Consider the following 16,598-nt stretch of genomic DNA (forward strand, 5'->3'; position numbering starts at 1 on the left):
CGAGCGGGAGTTGACTGCTTCGGCCCGGCACAGCCTAGCGGCGGACGATCTTCACACGTACAGCCGGTTCCCGTCCCGGCGGAGAAACCAGGCAGTATAGGTGCGTGACTCTTATCGATCAGCTGCCGAGCGACGCCGACCCCGACGCACTTTTCGAGGCGTTCTCCACCTGGGTCGAGGAGCGAGGCATCTCGCTGTACCCCGCCCAGGAGGAGGCGCTGATCGAGGTGGTGTCCGGGGCGAATGTGATCCTCTCGACCCCCACCGGCTCGGGCAAGAGCCTGGTGGCGGCGGGCGCCCACTTCGCCGCGCTCGCCAAGGACGAGGTCACCTTCTACACCGCGCCGATCAAGGCCCTGGTCTCGGAGAAGTTCTTCGAACTGTGCAAGCTCTTCGGCACCGAGAACGTCGGGATGCTCACCGGCGACGCATCGGTCAACGCGGACGCGCCGGTCATCTGCTGTACGGCCGAGGTGCTGGCGTCCATCGCCCTGCGGGACGGCAAGGACGCCGATATCGGCCAGGTGGTGATGGACGAGTTCCACTTCTATGCGGAGCCGGACCGGGGCTGGGCGTGGCAGATCCCGCTGCTGGAGCTCCCGAGGGCGCAGTTCATCCTGATGTCGGCGACGCTCGGTGATGTGAGCCGGTTCGAGGAGGATCTGACCCGGCGCACCGGGCGGCCCACCACGGTCGTGCGGTCGGCGACCCGGCCGGTGCCGCTGAGCTACGAGTACCGGACGACGCCGCTGACCGAGACGCTGACCGAGCTGCTGGAGACCCAGCAGGCGCCCGTCTACATCGTGCACTTCACCCAGGCGGCGGCGGTCGAGCGGGCCCAGGCGCTGATGAGCATCAATATGTGCTCGCGCGCCGAGAAGGACGAGATCGCCTCGCTGATCGGCAATTTCCGGTTCACCACCAAATTCGGCCGCAACCTGTCCCGTTACGTCCGGCACGGGATCGGCGTGCACCATGCGGGCATGCTGCCCAAGTACCGGCGGCTGGTGGAGAAGCTCGCGCAAGCCGGGCTGCTCAAGGTCATCTGCGGTACGGACACCCTGGGCGTGGGCGTCAATGTGCCCATCCGCACCGTCCTGTTCACCGCGCTGACCAAGTACGACGGTCAGCGGGTGCGGACGCTGCGGGCCCGGGAGTTCCACCAGATCGCGGGCCGGGCCGGACGGGCCGGCTTCGACACCGCGGGCTTTGTGGTGGCCCAGGCGCCCGAGCACGTCGTCGAGAACGAGAAGGCGCTCGCGAAGGCCGGGGACGATCCGAAGAAGCGCCGCAAGGTGGTCCGCAAGAAGGCGCCGGAGGGCTTCGTCAACTGGGGCCAGAACACCTTCGAGAAGCTCATCGCCTCCGACCCCGAGCCGCTCACCTCCCGGTTCCGGGTCACCCACGCGATGCTCCTGTCGGTGATCGCCCGTCCCGGCAGCGCCTTCGAGGGGATGCGCCGCCTGCTGGAGGACAACCACGAGCCGCGCAAGAACCAGCTGCGGCACATCCGCCGGGCGATCGCGATCTACCGCTCGCTGCTGGACGGCGGGGTGGTCGAGCAGGTGAAGCCTGGGGACGCCGAGGGCGGGGGCGGAGGCGCCCCGATCGTCCGGCTGACGGTGGATCTGCAGCAGGACTTCGCGCTCAACCAGCCGCTGTCCACCTTCGCGCTGGCCGCCTTCGAGCTGCTGGACCCCGAATCGCCCTCCTACGCCCTGGACATGGTCTCGGTCGTGGAGTCGACCCTGGACGACCCCCGGCAGATCCTGGCGGCGCAGCAGAACAAGGCGCGCGGTGAGGCGGTGGCCGCGATGAAGGCGGACGGCGTCGAGTACGAGGAGCGCATGGAGCGGCTCCAGGACATCTCCTACCCCAAGCCGCTGGAGGAACTGCTCTTCCACGCGTACGGGCTCTACCGCAAGAGCCATCCATGGGTCGGCGACCATCCGCTCTCGCCCAAGTCGGTGATCCGCGACATGTACGAGCGGGCGATGACCTTCACCGAGTTCACCTCGTTCTACGACCTGGCGCGGACCGAGGGCATTGTGCTGCGCTACCTGGCCAGCGCCTTCAAGGCCCTGGACCACACCGTGCCGGACGATCTGAAGTCCGATGACTTCCAGGACATCATCGCCTGGCTCGGCGAGATGGTGCGGCAGGTCGACTCCAGCCTCCTCGACGAGTGGGAGCAGCTGGCCAACCCGGCGGAGGAGTCGGCCGAGGAGGCGCAGGAGCGCGCCGACCAGGTCAGGCCGGTCACCGCCAACGCCCGCGCCTTCCGCGTGCTGGTGCGCAACGCCATGTTCCGCCGGGTGGAGCTGGCCGCGCTGGACAAGGTCGCCGAGCTCGGGGAGATGGACGCCGACTCCGGCTGGGACGAGGACGCCTGGGCCGAGGCGCTGGACGGGTACTGGGAGGAGTACGAGGAGCTCAGCACCGGAGCGCAGGCCCGCGGGCCGAAGCTGCTGCGGATCGAGGAGGACCCCGAGCACGGTCTGTGGCGGGTGCGGCAGACCTTCGACGACCCGAACGGCGACCACGACTGGGGTATCTCGGCGGAGGTCGATCTCGCCGCCTCCGACGAGGAGGGCCGGGCGGTGGTCCGGGTCACCGACGTGGGCCAACTGTAGCCTCCTGGACGCTGTCCACACCGGGGACCGGACCGGCCCCCTCAGTGAAGGAGCACCACCGATGACCAATCCCGCCGAGCGCCTGGTCGATCTGCTCGATCTGGAACGGATCGAGCTGGACATCTTCCGTGGCCGCAGCCCCGATGAGTCGCTGCAGCGGGTGTTCGGCGGGCAGGTGGCGGGCCAGGCGCTGGTGGCCGCCGGGCGGACCACCGACGGGCAGCGTCCGGTGCACTCGCTGCACGCGTACTTCCTGCGGCCGGGTCGGCCGGGCGTGCCCATCGTGTACCAGGTGGAGCGGGTCCGGGACGGGCGCTCCTTCACCACCCGCCGGGTCGTCGGCATCCAGCAGGGTCGCACGATCTTCAATTTGACGGCCTCCTTTCACTCTCCTGAGCCGGGTATCGAGCATCAGCTGCCGATGCCGGATGTCCCCGGGCCGGAGGGTCTGCCGACCCTCGCCGATGAGGTGCGCGCCCATCTGGGCACGCTCCCCGAGGCATTCGCCCGTATGGAGCGCCGGCAGCCCTTCGACGTCCGCTATGTGGAGCGGCTGCGCTGGACGGACGAGGAGCTCAAGGGCGCGGAACCGCGCAGCGCCGTATGGATGCGCGCGGTGGGGCCGCTCGGGGACGACCCGCTGGTGCACACCTGTGCGCTCACCTATGCGAGCGACATGATGCTGCTGGACGCGGTGCGGGTGCCGGTCGAGCCGCTGTGGGGCCCACGGGGCTTCGACATGGCCTCGCTGGATCACGCCATGTGGTTCCACCGGCCGTTCCGCACCGATGAGTGGTTTCTCTACGAGCAGGAGTCGCCCGTGGCCACGGGCGGCCGGGGACTGGCGCGCGGCCGGATCTACGACCGTGCGGGTCGACTTTTGGTGTCCGTGGTGCAAGAGGGACTGTTCCGCCCGCTGCGACCCGCCGAAGGTGCCGCGGACGACGGCTGAGCCCCACCGTGGTGTACCGCGCCCTGGCGTGCCCCACAGGGGCGTGCGCACCGTGACTCATCGCCTGCCGATCAGCTTCTGCCACAGGCTCCGCGGGCGGCCCGGAACCGAGGTGCGGTCATCGGGCACCGGCTCCGGCCCGGCGTCGGGACGTGGCGCGGACCGGGCCCGGCGGGCGTCGTCCAACGACGAGGCGAGGGCGGCCCGATAGCGCCGGATCTCCCGTGGGTCGTCCGCCGTGACCACCGTGCCGATGACATCCCGGACCGCTCCGGCCTCGGGGCGCATCCTGACGAGCGCGGGGCGGAGCTCCCGCAGATGGGCCCGCTCATAAGGATCGGCCACGGCCGAGGCCAGCTCGACGGAGCCCAGCACCGATGCCAGCACCGCGGTCCGCTCCCAGGGGTCCTCGGTCTGGGTGAGCAGCTGGCCGATCCTTCGGCTGCGCCATTTGGCGGCCCGCCAGTCCTCCCCGGCGGCCAATGCGGCGCTCAGCCCCGGCGGGGTGCGGCCGCTCAGCAACTCCGGCTGCCTGACGGCGAACTCGGTCAGATCCGACGCCAGATAGAGCCATACGACGGCCCGATAGCGATTGACATAGAACCGGACGGGGGCGAAGAAACCCCCGCGCGCGAGGCGGGTCAGCCGCCCCTGGGTAATGCCGAGCAGCTCCGCGCTCTCTGCCGTGCCGACCACGCGGAGACGGGCGATGAGCGCCTCCGGGAAGCCCTCGGCGGCGGTCACCCGCCTCAACTCCTCGCACGCCACCCGCCGGCCCAGACCGGTGGCGACGGTGCGCACTTCCCCCAACTGAACGGCCAGCTCGAACTCCCGCGGGTTGAGCCCCAGCGCCCGGGCCGCCGCGCCGAACGCGACGCTCTCGCCCGATCCGCCCGGCCCCGCCGGCCCGCCAGGGTCTCCCGGCCCGCTCGCCCGTCCCGGTACGCTCGGCTCGCCGAGCCGCTCCGGGCTCCACGGCCCCTGGCTCTCCCGCAGCTCCTGATCCACCCGCACTGCCATGCGACGTCCTCCCCCGCACTGCCTCAATCACTGACAGTGACGACGATAGCCGCGAAGCAAGATGCCCGGTCAGGCCTGTGGATAACTTCCGCACGGCATCATCTGGGTGCGCCGCTCTCCTGCCTGGCCTCGACTCCCAGGTGCTCCCCCACCCGGTTGACCAGCAGCGCCATCTCGTAGGCGACCTGCCCCACATCCGCGTCCGGCCCGGTGAGCACGCACAGACAGCTGCCGTCCCCCGCCGCCGTGACGAAGAGGACGCCCTCGTCGAATTCGACCATCGTCTGCCGCACCCGGCCCGTCCGGAAGTGGCGCCCGGACCCCTTGGCGAGGCTGTGCAGCCCGGACGCCACCGCCGCCAGGTGCTCGGCGTCCTGGCGCACCAGCGTGGAACTCGCCCCCGTCACCAGCCCGTCGTTGGACAGCACCAGCGCGTGCCGTATCTCCGCGATCCGCTCGGTCAGGTCGTCCAGTAACCAGTCGAGCCCCTTGTTCACTGCCATATCCGATTCCTCCCCGATTCCCCTTCAGCTGCGTGCCAGCCTTTCTCACTGCCGCCGTCTGGGCAACCCGCCCCGCCCGGCACCCCACGCTTGTGCGCTGATTGACGCAGGATGGGGACATGGCACAGAACATGACCAAGGATCAGTGGCAGAAGTTCGTCACGGAGGGCACCCGCACCGCGAAGCTGGCGACCGTGCGGGCCGACGGAAGTCCACACCTCGCCCCCGTGTGGTTTCTGCTCGACGGTGACGACCTCGTCTTCAACACAGGTCAGGAGACGGTCAAGGGACGCAACTTGGCCCGGGACGGCCGACTCACCATCTGTGTGGACGACGACAGGCCGCCGTTCGCCTTCGTCACCCTGCGGGGGCGCGCCGAGCTGATCGACGATCTGGGGCAGGTCCGCGACTGGGCCACCCGGATCGCCGCCCGTTACATGGGCGAGGACCGGGCCGAGGAGTACGGCGCCCGCAACGGCGTGCCGGGCGAGCTGCTGGTCAGGGTGCGCGTCGACAAGGTGCTCGCGCTCTCCGGGGTCGCCGAATAGCGAGATTCGACCGAAACCCATCCCTTCATGACGCACCCCCGCCCATCCGACGTTTACGGGCGCATGAGGACCTTTATCGCACCGTCCTTCTTGTGCTGGAACATCTCAGAGGCGCGGGGTGCCTCCTCCAGCGGCAGCGGATCGGCCATCCCGCCGCACCACCCTGCTGAGGGAGATGAATGGGGTCGGGCACCGTCTCGACCCGCACATCATGTCGGCCCTGCCAGGTCACCGCTCGCGTCACCGCGCCCCTTCGCCGCCGTCGTTGTCGTCGTCGTCGTCGTCGGAATGATCTTCCGAGGACCGTTGCGGGCACCCCGGCGCATCCGGCCGAACCGTCGGCGGGGCCATGGGCCGCGCCGACGGTCCATCAGGTCCACGAGCCGGGTCGTCTCCTCGGCGATCGCGGCCGGCTCGACGTCCGCGCCGCACAGCACGGCCAGGCACGCGCCGTCGGCCAACGCCGTGACGAAGAGGATGCCCGCCGCCATCTCGATCATCGTCCGCCGGGCCGGGCCGCCGCGCCCCCGGCGCCCGGCGCTCGCGGCGATGCCGTGGAATCCGGAGGCGACGGCGGCCAGGTGCTCGGCCTCATGGCGGGAAAGCCCACCGGACGCACTGACGGTCGCCCCGTCCCGGGAGAGCACCACGGCATGGCGTACGCCTGCGGCCCCGGCCACCAGATCGTCCAGGATCCGGTCGAGATCGGCCATGGAGCGTGCGGCGGTGCTGCGCGGCTTGGTCATGGGCGGTCTCCCTCGGTCGGGATGCGCCGCGCCGGGGCAGCGCTCCAGGTGTCCCCCTGGGCCAGGGACGCTAGACCCGGCGGGGGCGCACATTGAGGGCGCATTACGGAACCTGTTGAAAATTGACAGAGTCAGATGCCAGAGCGATCGATGAGCGTCTGAATCTGCACTCAAAGCGGGCGTAGGCTGCTTGCTCAGCGCAGCGCATCGCCGTCGTATCCAAGGTGCCCCGAGGAGTTCCCGTGCCACATGAGCCCTCCCATGGAAACAGTGCGGCCGACGTACGGGACTTCTTCACCCCCAGGGCGGCCGACTGGGACCGCCGCTTCCCGGACGACGGCCCCGCCTACGCAGCCGCCGTCGCCGACCTCGGGCTCCGCCCCGGGGACGCGGTGCTCGACGCGGGGTGCGGAACGGGGCGTGCGCTGCCCGCACTGCGCGCCGCGGTCGGCCCCGAAGGGACCGTCCTCGGAGCGGACCTCACACCCGCCATGCTGGACGCCGCCCTGCGCGAGGGCCGGGACGGCTTCGCGGGCCTCGCCCTCGCCGATGTGGCGCGGCTGCCACTGCGCGACGGCTGCCTCGACGCGGTGTTCGCCGCCGGGCTGATCTCCCATCTCTCCGACCCCCGCGAGAACCTGCGCGAACTGGCCCGGGTGGTGCGCCCCGGCGGGCGGCTCGCGCTGTTCCATCCGGTGGGGCGGGCCGCTCTCGCCGCCCGCCACGGCCGCGCCCTCAGCCCCGACGACCTGCGGGCGGAGGCCCAACTGCGGCCGTTGCTGGCGGACGCCGGCTGGCGCCTGGACGCGTACACCGACGAGGACACACGCTTTCTGGCGCTCTCCGTCCGCGAACTCGACTGAGGGAAGTCGGCTGAGGGAAGTCGGCTGAGGATCGAAAGGGCCGGCTCGAGCAGACCGCTCAGGGCCGACCCGCGACCGACGCCGCGAAGCCGGGGGCGTCCACGGCTCTCCTTCCGCCATTACCGCCTTACGGATCGCGTCGGACACCGACGACACATCGATGGCGATGTATTGCGCTCACGAGGTACAGCGGTCATGCGGCACAATGCGGCCATGCTCGAACTCGCCATCCTGGGCTTCCTCCACGACGCCCCGCTGCACGGCTACGAGTTGCGCAAGCGCATCGCCGCGCTGACCGGACATGTGAAACCCGTGGCCGAGTCCACCCTCTATCCGGCGATCAAGCGGCTGGAGACGGCCGGTCTGCTGGCCCGTCGGACCCAGCCGGGCGCGGGGGCCGCGCCCCGGCACGTGCTCACGCTGACCGCCGAGGGGCAGACGGAGCTGCGCCGCCGTCTCGCGCATCCGGCGGACGTCGACATCACCGATGAGAACCGCTGGTTCACCGTGCTGGCGTTCCTGCGCCACCTCGACGACCCGTCGGCACAGGCGGAGGTGCTGGAGCGCCGGATGGCCTTTCTGCGGCAGCCGTCGAGCTTCTTCTACGAGGGCGACCGCCCGTTGCGGGCGGAAGAGGTCGAGGACCCCTTCCGGCGCGGCATTCTCACCATCGCCCGGGCCACCAGCCAGGCCGAACTGTCCTGGCTGCGGCGCACGCTGGACACGCTGCGGGCGGCGACCGAGGACTGAGGGCCGACCACCTCCCGAAGTCTCGACTCCGTGGCTACTGGGTGGTTAAGGTGCGCGACGACGGATCGCTCATCGGATCCGCATGCGCAAGAGGAGGCTGTCGTGCCCGCCACGGAGGAGTCACGCGACGAGGCGCTGTATGTGCTGACCGCGGTGCTGCTGACACCCGCTCAATTCCCGAGCGTGCTCGGCGACGACTATCCCGAGGCATGTGCCGCGCTCGGGCTGGAGCCGTACGACACCGGCTACGGCCTGGTGCTGGGGCAGGACGCCGGCGGCGCCCGCTGGACGGTGGTCACCGACGATGTGTCGCTCGTGGCCATCGCCATCGCGACCTGGGACTGCGGTATGGAGTACGCCATGGCCATCGAGGACCGTACGGTGGTCGCCTCGCTTCCCGGCTGGCCGCTCGCGGTGGCCGTGGCCGCCCCGGGCGTACCGGCTCCCCATGATCCCGCGCCCGACACCGAGGTGGGGGAAGACACCTCCCGGGCGCCGCTGTCGCCGCCGGACTCCGAGCGGTGGGGCCCGGCCCAGCGGCGGCTCGGCGCCGATGAGATCGCGCTCCAGTGGGCGATCTGGCGTGAGCAGGTCGACAGCGATGTGACGTTCGTGTCCCCGGGCGAGAAGCCGCACGGGGGCGTGCGGCGGGTGCTCGAAGAAGCGCGCGGCTATCTGGACTCACCCCCGCCGCTGGGGCGGATCCGCTCGGCGTTCGCCTCCGGTGACGCGCGGACGCTCCGGGCCGACGGGCCGGGCTGGAGCATGGTGGCCCGGACCGACGACATCGCGTTCGTCCTGTTGGACGACGCGCCGGGCGAGGTGCTGCCGGTCGGTCGCGGCCCCGAGTTGCCGGGGCTGCTGACGGCCCTGGACAAGCTGGCCGTACGGCCGCACTGAGATTTGACGCCCTGCCCCGTGCCGTACGGGGCCGGTCGAGGACGCCGCGAGGAGCCGGTCAATGACGCCGTCCGGGCCGGTCAGCCACGCCGACGCGCGGGGCCCGTCGGCGCCCGTACGGTCCCCGCGACCTCTCCGTCCGGGCCCGGACATCGCCCCGGGCCTCGGGCCCCGGGCCCCAGCGGACAAGGGGGCATGACCGCTCCCCACCCAGCCGGGTCCGGAACGGGGTCGCGGGCGGTCCGCGATCGGTACTGCACGGTCACTCCCGGGTGCGCTCCGCCCGTGGCCCCTGGCCCAGCCGGCCGCCTTGCGCGTCCGCGCTCGGCGGCCGGCCGCTTCAGCGGCCCAGCTGCTTACGGGTGACCCTGTTCAGCCTGCGGCGCTGGGCGGGATCCAGCAGCAGATAGGCCGCCGCCGGCACTCCCACGATCACCAGCAGCGCAGCCCAGAAGGGCAACACCCAGAGCAGGATCACACCCGCCACCACTCCACCGGTGGCGACCTTCGCGCGTGTGGACATCTCACCCGCCTCCTTCACGGCCCATAGCCGCACTCACTCCACACAACGGACACCGATGGCACCCGGTTCCTCCCCGCGCCGTGATCCTGTACCCTCGGGCGGCCCGGGCTCGACTAGTCAAATTTGAGGAACGCTCAGCGCTGTGACACCACCCTCCGCTGCAACACCCTCCGACATCGCAGAACTCTCCCGCTGCACCGCGGTCTTCCTTCCCGGCGACCCGGCACGCACCGGCCGGGTCGCCTTCTGGCGGCCGGACGGCACGCCTCCTTCCGGCCCCGCCACCGGCTCCGCCGAGGAGCTGACGGTCGTCGTCCCGGCGGACGGCACCGAAGACGGTCCCCATGACGACCCCACCGACCCCACCGACCCCGGCCCCACCGGCCTCGACGTCGAGACGCGCACCGTAAGAGCGCTGGTGCTGCCGCTGGACGAGGCGCTGCCGGTACTCACCCGGGCCCGGGCGCGGGCCGCACAAGCCGGTCCGGGGCAGTGCGACCCCGCCACGGCCTTCTGGGGCTCCGCCGCCGTACTCGCCCTCCAACTCGCGGCCCGCGGAAGGCTGCTGCCCGGGCTCAGCGCCACCGATCACGACGCCTGGCGCGTCGGTCCGCTCACCCCCGACGATCTGACGCGGGTGCGTGAACTGGCCGCCGCCATGCCGCCCACGGCGCACGCGACGCCGCTGCCCGCCTCCGGCCCGGTGCTGCTGCCCGAGCCCGAGCGGCATCTGCGGGCGTTCCTGGACGCGGTGGCGGACGGGCTGCCGCGCTCGCCCGCGGCGGCGTCGGCCGCGGGCGGCCCCGCCTTCGCCGCCCCGGCGCCACGGCGGCTGCCCGAACAGCGTGCCTGGGCCGCCGACGTGGCCGCCGGGCACGACGCGGGGGTGCGGCTCTCGATCCGTATCGAGCTGCTGCACGGCGTCGGTGGGAACGGTAAGGCGGACGGGCCGCGCTTCCGTGCCGTCCTCCAGTTGCACAGCCTCACCGATCCGGCACTGGTCGCGGACGCCGCCGACGTCTGGGCGGGCACCTCGCCCATCACCCCGGCCCTCGGTCCGCGCGCCCAGATGGACGCCCTGCTGACCCTGCGGCGCGCGGCCCGCGCCTGGGCGCCACTCACCCCGCTGCTGTCGGCCGCCGTGCCCGACGCCCTCGACCTCGCCGACGAGGAGGTCACCGAGCTGCTCGGTCCGGCGGCCGGGGCGCTGGACGCCGCCGGGGTCCAGGTGCACTGGCCCAGGGAGCTGGCCCGCGGGCTCACCGCCCGCGCCGTCATCGGCCCGGACGGCGACGACGAGGCTCAGGACGACGCCGGGCCCCGGTTCCCCGCCTTCCTCTCCGCCGACGCGCTGCTGCGCTTCAGCTGGCGATTCGCCGTGGGCGATCAGGAGCTCACCCGCGCCGAGCTCGACGGGCTCGCCGAGGCCAGCCGGCCGGTGGTACGGCTGCGCGACCAATGGGTCCTCCTCGACCCCGAGGCGGCGCGCCGCGTCCGGGACCGGCAGGACCGCAAGCTCACTCCCGCCGACGCCCTCGGTGCCGTCCTTACCGGTCGCACGGAGGCCGACGGCACCGATGTGGAGGTTCGGCCCACCGGCTGGCTGGAGGCCCTGCGGGACCACCTCGCCGACCCCGAGGGGACCGCCGGCGCCCAGCGGGCGCCCGTGCCCCAGCCCTCCGCCCTGGCCGCCACGCTGCGCGACTATCAGCTGCGCGGCCTGGACTGGCTGGTCCGGATGACCTCGATCGGCCTCGGCGGCTGTCTCGCCGACGACATGGGGCTCGGCAAGACCATCACCCTGATCGCCCTCCATCTGCACCGTATGGACATCCCCGAAGCCTCCGGCCCCACTCTGGTGGTCTGCCCGACGTCGCTGATGGGCAACTGGCGGCGCGAGATCGAGCGGTTCGCGCCAGGCACCCCGGTGCGCCGCTACCACGGCTCCGCCCGCAGCCTGGACGGCCTTGACGACGGCGAGTTCGTCCTCACCACCTACGGCACGATGCGGCTCGACGCCCAGCGGCTCGCCGAGGCCGGGCCGTGGGGCATGGTGGTCGCGGACGAGGCGCAGCACGTGAAGAACCCGTTCTCGGCGACGGCGCGGCAGCTGCGCACCATCGGCGCGAAGGCCCGCGTGGCGCTCTCCGGAACCCCCATCGAGAACAACCTCTCCGAGCTGTGGGCGATCCTCGACTGGACCACGCCGGGAGTGCTGGGCACCCATGGCGCGTTCCGCAGGCGCTACGCCCAGGCCGTGGAGAGCGGAAGCGACCCCGAGGCGGCCGCGCGGCTGGCGAAACTGGTCCGCCCCTTCCTGCTCCGGCGCCGCAAGTCCGACCCCGGTATCGCCCCCGAGCTGCCGCCGAAGACCGAGACGGACCGGGCCGTAGCGCTCACCAAGGAGCAGGCCGGGCTCTACGAGGCGGTGGTTCGCGAGATCCTCGCCGAGATCTCCGGCACCGGCGGCCTCGTCCGGCGCGGGCTCATCGTCAAGCTCCTCACCGGTCTGAAGCAGATCTGCAATCACCCGGCGCAGTATCTGAAGGAGGACCGGCCGGTGGTCCCCGGCCGCTCCGGCAAGCTGGAGCTGCTCGACGAGCTGCTGGACACCATCCTGGCCGAGGGCGCGAGCGTCCTGGTCTTCACCCAGTACGTCCAGATGGCGCGCATCCTCGAGGGCCACCTGGCCGCACGCGGGGTGCCGGCCCAGCTGCTGCACGGCGGTACGCCGGTGGCGCGGCGCGAGGAGATGGTGCGGCGCTTCCAGGACGGCGAGGTCCCGGTGTTCCTGCTGTCGCTGAAGGCGGCGGGCACGGGGCTCAACCTCACCCGGGCCGGGCATGTCGTGCACTACGACCGCTGGTGGAACCCGGCCGTCGAGGCGCAGGCCACCGACCGCGCGTACCGCATCGGCCAGACCCAGCCGGTGCAGGTCCACCGCATCATCGCGGAGGGGACCGTGGAGGACCGCATCGCCGCGATGCTGACGCGCAAGCGGGAGCTGGCGGACGCCGTGCTCGGCTCCGGCGAGGGCGCGCTGACCGAACTGACCGACTCCGAGCTGGCGGAGCTCGTGGAGCTGAGGGGGACCGAACGATGAGCCGTACCGAGTCCGAGCGCACCTTCGCCGCACTGCCGCCCGCCCGTGGCCGCGGCTTCGCCCGCACCTGGTGGGGCCAGGCGTGGCTGAAGGCCCTGGAGGACACGGCGCTGGACGGCGAGCAGCTGAAGCGCGGCCGCAAGCAGGCGCGCGAGGGAGCGGTGGGCGCGGTCTGCGTACGCCCCGGCCGGGTCACCGCCGTGGTGCGGGACCGCGACCGCACGCCTTACCGGTCCGATGTGCTGCTGCGGGAGTTCACCGACGCGGAATGGGACCGGCTGCTGGAGGTGGTCGCGGACCGCTCCGGCCATATCGCCGCCCTGCTGGACCGCGACATGCCCCCGCAGCTGGCCGAGGACGCGGCGGCCGTGGGCGTCGAACTGCTGCCGGGGATAGGCGATCTGGAGCCGGAGTGCGGCTGTGAGGCGTGGGACCACTGCCCGCACACCGCCGCGCTGTGCTACCAGCTCGCCCGGCTGCTGGACGAGGATCCGTATGTGCTGCTCCTGATGCGCGGACGCGGGGAGCGGGAGCTGCTGGACGAGCTCCAGGTGCGCAGCGCGGCGCGGGCCGCCCGGCACCTGCCGCGGACGGCGGAGGACGCCGCTCCGCCGGCTCCGGAGGGCGTACCGGCCCGGGAGGCGTTCGCCGCGCCCGGTCCGCCCCCGCTGCCCGCGCCCCCGCCCGCCGTCGCCGCGCCCGGCCGTCCTCCGGCGCTGGCGGGCGGCACGGACCCGGCCGAGGGGCTGGACGTGGCCGCGCTGGAGTTCCTGGCGGCGGAGGCCGCGGTACGCGCCCAGCGGCTGTTGGCCGAGGCGCTCGCGCCCGGCCACGCCACCGCCCCGGTCCCGGCCGCGTTGACGGTCTGGCAGGACACGGTGCGGCTGACCGCTGCCGGTCCCCCGGCGCCGATCGCCGCCCGGCTCGCGACGGGCTGCGGGCGCGATCGCGCCGATCTGGCGCGGGCCGTCCGCGCCTGGGAGCACGGCGGGGCCGCCGCGCTCGCCGTGCTGGAGGAGGAGTGGACGCCGGACGTGGAGGCCCTCGCGCGGGCCCGCGCCCAGCTCGCGGCCGCCTGGGAGGGGGACGAGCGGGCGCCCCGGCTGCGCGCCACGGCGAACCGCTGGACGGTGGTGGGCGCGGATCTCCAGGTGCGCTATGGCCAGGACGGCCGCTGGTGGCCGTACCGCAGGGAACGCGGCCGCTGGTGGCCCTCGGGCCCGGCCGGACACGACCCGGCGGCGGCGCTGGCGATGCCCGGCTCCGACGGCTGACGCGGCGCACGGCCGGTGGCGGCATCCCGTCCGCCATCGGCCTCGGGCCAGGGCCAGGAAGGTCGCCCCATCCCGACGGCGCCGCGGTGCCCGCAGACGGGAGGGGACGGGCGGAAGGTCCAGGCGGCCTGAGGATCCCTGTGAGGCGGAAGGTCCATGCGAGCCGAAGGTCCATGCGGGCCGAAGAACCAGCCATGCCGAAGGCAGCCGGGCGGCAGGCGGCAACCTTTGAGTGGGCCGTGGAGACCGTAAGGCGTCAACCCCCTCGGCACGCCTCCACGGGACGGAGTCACCGACCATGACCCTCAGTCCACGGCGCCCCCGGCGCCGCCGCCCCGCTCCGCTCATCGGCTCCCTGGCGCTGGCCACCGGCGTCGGGCTAGCCGTCGCCCCGGCCCACGCCACCACGCCCACAGCCGACACGCGCACGGCCGCGGCGGCCACCATCGTGGTGGCCAAGGATGGCAGCGGCACCTACACCACCGTGCAGGCGGCCGTCGACGCGGTGCCGGCGAACAACCCGTCCGCCGTCACCATCTCCATCAAGCCCGGTACGTACCGCGAGACGGTGAAGGTTCCCGCCAACAAGCCGCACATCCGGCTGGTGGGCACTACGAGCAGCAAGAACGACGTGACGATCGTCTACAACAACGCCTCCGGCACCCCCAAGCCCGGCGGTGGCACCTACGGCACCAGCGGCAGCGCGACCGTGGCCATCGAGGCCGATGACTTCCAGGCCCGCAATCTGCAGTTCGTGAACGACTTCAACGAGGGCAACACCGGCATCACCGACAAGCAGGCGGTCGCGCTGCGCACCGCGGGCGACCAGATCGTCCTGGACAACATCGGCGCGGTCGGGGACCAGGACACCCTGCTGCTGGACTCCGCGAGCAAGGACAAGGTCGGCCGGGTGTATGTCAACAACGCCTGGATCCAGGGGAATGTCGACTTCATCTTCGGCCGGGCCTCCGCCGTGCTCAACAAGTCGGCGATCCGGCTCGTCAAGCGCTACGACGGCAGCTCCGGCGGCTTTGTCGCGGCGCCCTCGACGGCGGCCGGGAGGAAGGGCTTCCTGTTCATCAACAGCAACATCACCGGGGATGTCAGCTCCCGGTCGTTCTATCTCGGCCGTCCCTGGCACGCGGGCGGCGACGCCAGTCTCGATCCGCAGGCGATCGTTCGCAATACGGATCTGTCAGCGGCGATCAAGACCACACCGTGGACGGACATGAGCGGCTTCTCCTGGAAGGACGACCGCTTCGCGGAGTACAAGAACACCGGCGCCGGTTCCGGTGCGGCGAGCACGGACCGTCCGCAGCTGACCGACGCCCAGGCCGCGGACTACGAGATCGCCGACTGGCTCGGCGGCTGGCAGCCGTCGTCCTGAGCGGTCGGCAGCCGGAGTCCTGAGCCGGTGAGAGCCCCGGCCGCCGGTCCCGTCGGGGGGCGGGACCGGCGGCCGGACACGGTCAGCCGCGAGCGGCCAGCCGGACGCGGTCAGCCGCGAGCGGCGAGCCGGACGCGGTCAGCCGCGGGCGGCCAGCCTGACGCGGTCAGCCGCGCGCGGCCAGCAGATGGTCCATGGCCAGCTGGTCGAGGCGCTCGAAGGCCATACCGCGCTCGGCGGCCGCCTCGACGTCGAAGTCCTCGAAGGCGGTGCGGTCCGCGAGCAGCGCCGCCGGGGTCTCGCCCTCGTCGAGGGTCGGCCGGCCCAGCTGGTCCAGGCGCGAGGCGCGCAGCGCCTCCTGGACCTCGGGGTCGGCGCGGAAGGCGGCCGCGCGCTCCTTGAGGATGAGGTAGTTGCGCATGCAGCCCGCGGCCGAGGCCCAGACGCCCGAGATGTCCTCGGTGCGCGGGGGCTTGAAGTCGAAGTGGCGCGGGCCCTCGTAGCCACCGGTCTCCAGCAGGTCGACCAGCCAGAAGGCGGCCCGCAGATCGCCCGCGCCGAACCGCAGGTCCTGGTCGTACTTGATGCCGTTCTGGCCGTTGAGGTCGATGTGGAAGAGCTTGCCCGCCCACAGCGCCTGCGCGATGCCGTGCGGGAAGTTCAGCCCGGCCATCTGCTCATGGCCGACCTCCGGGTTGACCCCGTACAGCTCGGGCCGCTCCAGCCGCTCGATGAAGGCCAGGGCGTGGCCGACGGTCGGCAGCAGGATGTCGCCGCGCGGCTCGTTGGGCTTGGGCTCGATGGCGAAGCGCAGATCGTAGCCCTGCTCGGTGACATACGTACCGAGCAGGTCGAACGCCTCCTTCATGCGGTCGAGCGCGGCGCGTACGTCCTTGGCGCCGCCGGACTCGGCGCCCTCGCGGCCGCCCCAGGCCACATAGGTCTTCGCGCCCAGCTCGACGGCGAGGTCGATGTTGCGCATGGTCTTGCGCAGCGCGTAGCGGCGGACATCGCGGTCGTTGGCGGTGAAGCCGCCGTCCTTGAAGACCGGATGGGTGAAGAGGTTGGTGGTGGCCATGGGCACCGTCATCCCGGTGGCGTCCAGGGCCTGCCGGAAGCGCTTGATGTGCGATTCGCGCTCGGTCGCCGAGGCCCCGAAGGGGATGAGGTCGTCGTCATGGAAGGTGACACCGTACGCGCCGAGTTCGGCGAGCCGGGTCACGGACTCCACGGGGTCGAGCGCCGGGCGGGTGGCGTCCCCGAACGGGTCCCGGCCCTGCCAGCCGACGGTCCACAGTCCGAAGGTGAACCTGTCCTCGGGGGTGGGGTTGTAGCTCATCGCGGCTCCCTCGCCTATTTCGTCATGGCGCTTTACAAATTAGTATGCGCGAGCATT

At 72.2% G+C, this 16,598-nt stretch carries 13 protein-coding genes and 1 pseudogene; 9 read left to right on the forward strand and 5 right to left on the reverse strand.

Annotated features, from left to right (window positions below):
• Positions 1-104: 104 nt before the first annotated feature.
• Positions 105-2,633 carry a DEAD/DEAH box helicase gene (locus JK364_RS04060; RefSeq protein ID WP_201847558.1) on the forward strand — a complete coding sequence of 843 codons (2,529 nt, stop codon included), beginning with the start codon at positions 105-107 and terminating at the stop codon, positions 2,631-2,633.
• A gap of 61 nt (positions 2,634-2,694) precedes the next feature.
• On the forward strand, positions 2,695-3,585 hold the full coding sequence (locus JK364_RS04065) for an acyl-CoA thioesterase (RefSeq protein WP_201847560.1): 891 nt from the start codon (positions 2,695-2,697) through the stop codon (positions 3,583-3,585).
• Positions 3,586-3,642: 57 nt separating this feature from the next.
• Here JK364_RS04065 and JK364_RS04070 read toward each other — a convergent pair whose 3' ends face one another.
• Together JK364_RS04070 and JK364_RS04075 are read right to left on the reverse strand one after the other, a co-directional pair.
• Entirely contained in the window at positions 3,643-4,605 is a 963-nt protein-coding gene (locus JK364_RS04070) for a DUF6397 family protein (RefSeq protein ID WP_201847561.1), read from the reverse strand.
• Between the two features lie 98 nt (positions 4,606-4,703).
• Positions 4,704-5,108: a roadblock/LC7 domain-containing protein gene (locus tag JK364_RS04075; RefSeq protein ID WP_201847563.1), complete on the reverse strand. Its 405-nt coding sequence runs from the start codon at positions 5,106-5,108 to the stop codon at positions 4,704-4,706.
• 119 nt (positions 5,109-5,227) lie between these two features.
• Between JK364_RS04075 and JK364_RS04080 the strand changes: the two genes are divergently transcribed.
• Entirely contained in the window at positions 5,228-5,656 is a 429-nt protein-coding gene (locus JK364_RS04080; RefSeq protein ID WP_201847565.1) for a PPOX class F420-dependent oxidoreductase, read from the forward strand.
• A 209-nt stretch (positions 5,657-5,865) separates the two neighbouring features.
• Here JK364_RS04080 and JK364_RS04090 read toward each other — a convergent pair whose 3' ends face one another.
• Entirely contained in the window at positions 5,866-6,402 is a 537-nt protein-coding gene (locus JK364_RS04090) for a roadblock/LC7 domain-containing protein (RefSeq protein ID WP_201847568.1), read from the reverse strand.
• A 242-nt stretch (positions 6,403-6,644) separates the two neighbouring features.
• Between JK364_RS04090 and JK364_RS04095 the strand changes: the two genes are divergently transcribed.
• From JK364_RS04095 to JK364_RS04105, 3 genes are all read left to right on the forward strand, one after another.
• Positions 6,645-7,265 carry a class I SAM-dependent methyltransferase gene (locus JK364_RS04095; protein WP_201847570.1) on the forward strand — a complete coding sequence of 207 codons (621 nt, stop codon included), beginning with the start codon at positions 6,645-6,647 and terminating at the stop codon, positions 7,263-7,265.
• A 213-nt stretch (positions 7,266-7,478) separates the two neighbouring features.
• Positions 7,479-8,015 carry a PadR family transcriptional regulator gene (locus JK364_RS04100; protein ID WP_201848889.1) on the forward strand — a complete coding sequence of 179 codons (537 nt, stop codon included), beginning with the start codon at positions 7,479-7,481 and terminating at the stop codon, positions 8,013-8,015.
• 102 nt (positions 8,016-8,117) lie between these two features.
• On the forward strand, positions 8,118-8,915 hold the full coding sequence (locus tag JK364_RS04105; protein WP_201847572.1) for a hypothetical protein: 798 nt from the start codon (positions 8,118-8,120) through the stop codon (positions 8,913-8,915).
• A gap of 340 nt (positions 8,916-9,255) precedes the next feature.
• On the opposite strand, the gene JK364_RS04110 is transcribed toward JK364_RS04105, so the two are convergent.
• On the reverse strand, positions 9,256-9,438 hold the full coding sequence (locus JK364_RS04110) for a tail-anchor membrane protein (protein ID WP_201847574.1): 183 nt from the start codon (positions 9,436-9,438) through the stop codon (positions 9,256-9,258).
• Positions 9,439-9,580: 142 nt separating this feature from the next.
• Here JK364_RS04110 and JK364_RS04115 point away from each other — a divergent pair, with 142 nt between their 5' ends.
• The 3 genes and pseudogenes from JK364_RS04115 to JK364_RS04125 all read left to right on the forward strand — a co-directional run.
• On the forward strand, positions 9,581-12,541 hold the full coding sequence (locus JK364_RS04115; RefSeq protein WP_201847576.1) for an SCO1167/SCO6262 family helicase: 2,961 nt from the start codon (positions 9,581-9,583) through the stop codon (positions 12,539-12,541).
• A complete protein-coding gene (locus JK364_RS04120; protein WP_201847578.1) occupies positions 12,538-13,815 on the forward strand; it encodes an SWIM zinc finger family protein in 1,278 nt (425 codons plus the stop codon). The genes JK364_RS04115 and JK364_RS04120 overlap by 4 nt, the downstream gene beginning before the upstream one ends.
• 403 nt (positions 13,816-14,218) lie before the next feature.
• A pseudogene (locus tag JK364_RS04125) lies at positions 14,219-15,202 on the forward strand (pectinesterase family protein); the annotation flags it as partial.
• Between the two features lie 166 nt (positions 15,203-15,368).
• On the opposite strand, the gene xylA reads toward JK364_RS04125, so the two are convergent.
• Entirely contained in the window at positions 15,369-16,541 is a 1,173-nt protein-coding gene (xylA, locus tag JK364_RS04130) for a xylose isomerase (RefSeq protein ID WP_201847582.1), read from the reverse strand.
• Positions 16,542-16,598 lie beyond the last annotated feature (57 nt).

This window comes from Streptomyces endocoffeicus (genome assembly GCF_016741935.1).
GTDB lineage: Bacteria > Actinomycetota > Actinomycetes > Streptomycetales > Streptomycetaceae > Streptomyces > Streptomyces endocoffeicus.

Excerpts from the sequence above, each read along its gene's own strand:
- JK364_RS04080 (WP_201847565.1), top strand. The coding sequence starts at position 5,228 with ATGGCACAGAACATGACCAAGGATCAGTGGCAGAAGTTCGTCACGGAG.
- JK364_RS04090 (WP_201847568.1), bottom strand. The coding sequence starts at position 6,402 with ATGACCAAGCCGCGCAGCACCGCCGCACGCTCCATGGCCGATCTCGAC.
- JK364_RS04065 (WP_201847560.1), top strand. The coding sequence starts at position 2,695 with ATGACCAATCCCGCCGAGCGCCTGGTCGATCTGCTCGATCTGGAACGG.
- JK364_RS04070 (WP_201847561.1), bottom strand. The coding sequence starts at position 4,605 with ATGGCAGTGCGGGTGGATCAGGAGCTGCGGGAGAGCCAGGGGCCGTGG.
- JK364_RS04075 (WP_201847563.1), bottom strand. The coding sequence starts at position 5,108 with ATGGCAGTGAACAAGGGGCTCGACTGGTTACTGGACGACCTGACCGAG.
- JK364_RS04100 (WP_201848889.1), top strand. The coding sequence starts at position 7,479 with ATGCTCGAACTCGCCATCCTGGGCTTCCTCCACGACGCCCCGCTGCAC.
- JK364_RS04110 (WP_201847574.1), bottom strand. The coding sequence starts at position 9,438 with ATGTCCACACGCGCGAAGGTCGCCACCGGTGGAGTGGTGGCGGGTGTG.
- JK364_RS04120 (WP_201847578.1), top strand. The coding sequence starts at position 12,538 with ATGAGCCGTACCGAGTCCGAGCGCACCTTCGCCGCACTGCCGCCCGCC.
- xylA (WP_201847582.1), bottom strand. The coding sequence starts at position 16,541 with ATGAGCTACAACCCCACCCCCGAGGACAGGTTCACCTTCGGACTGTGG.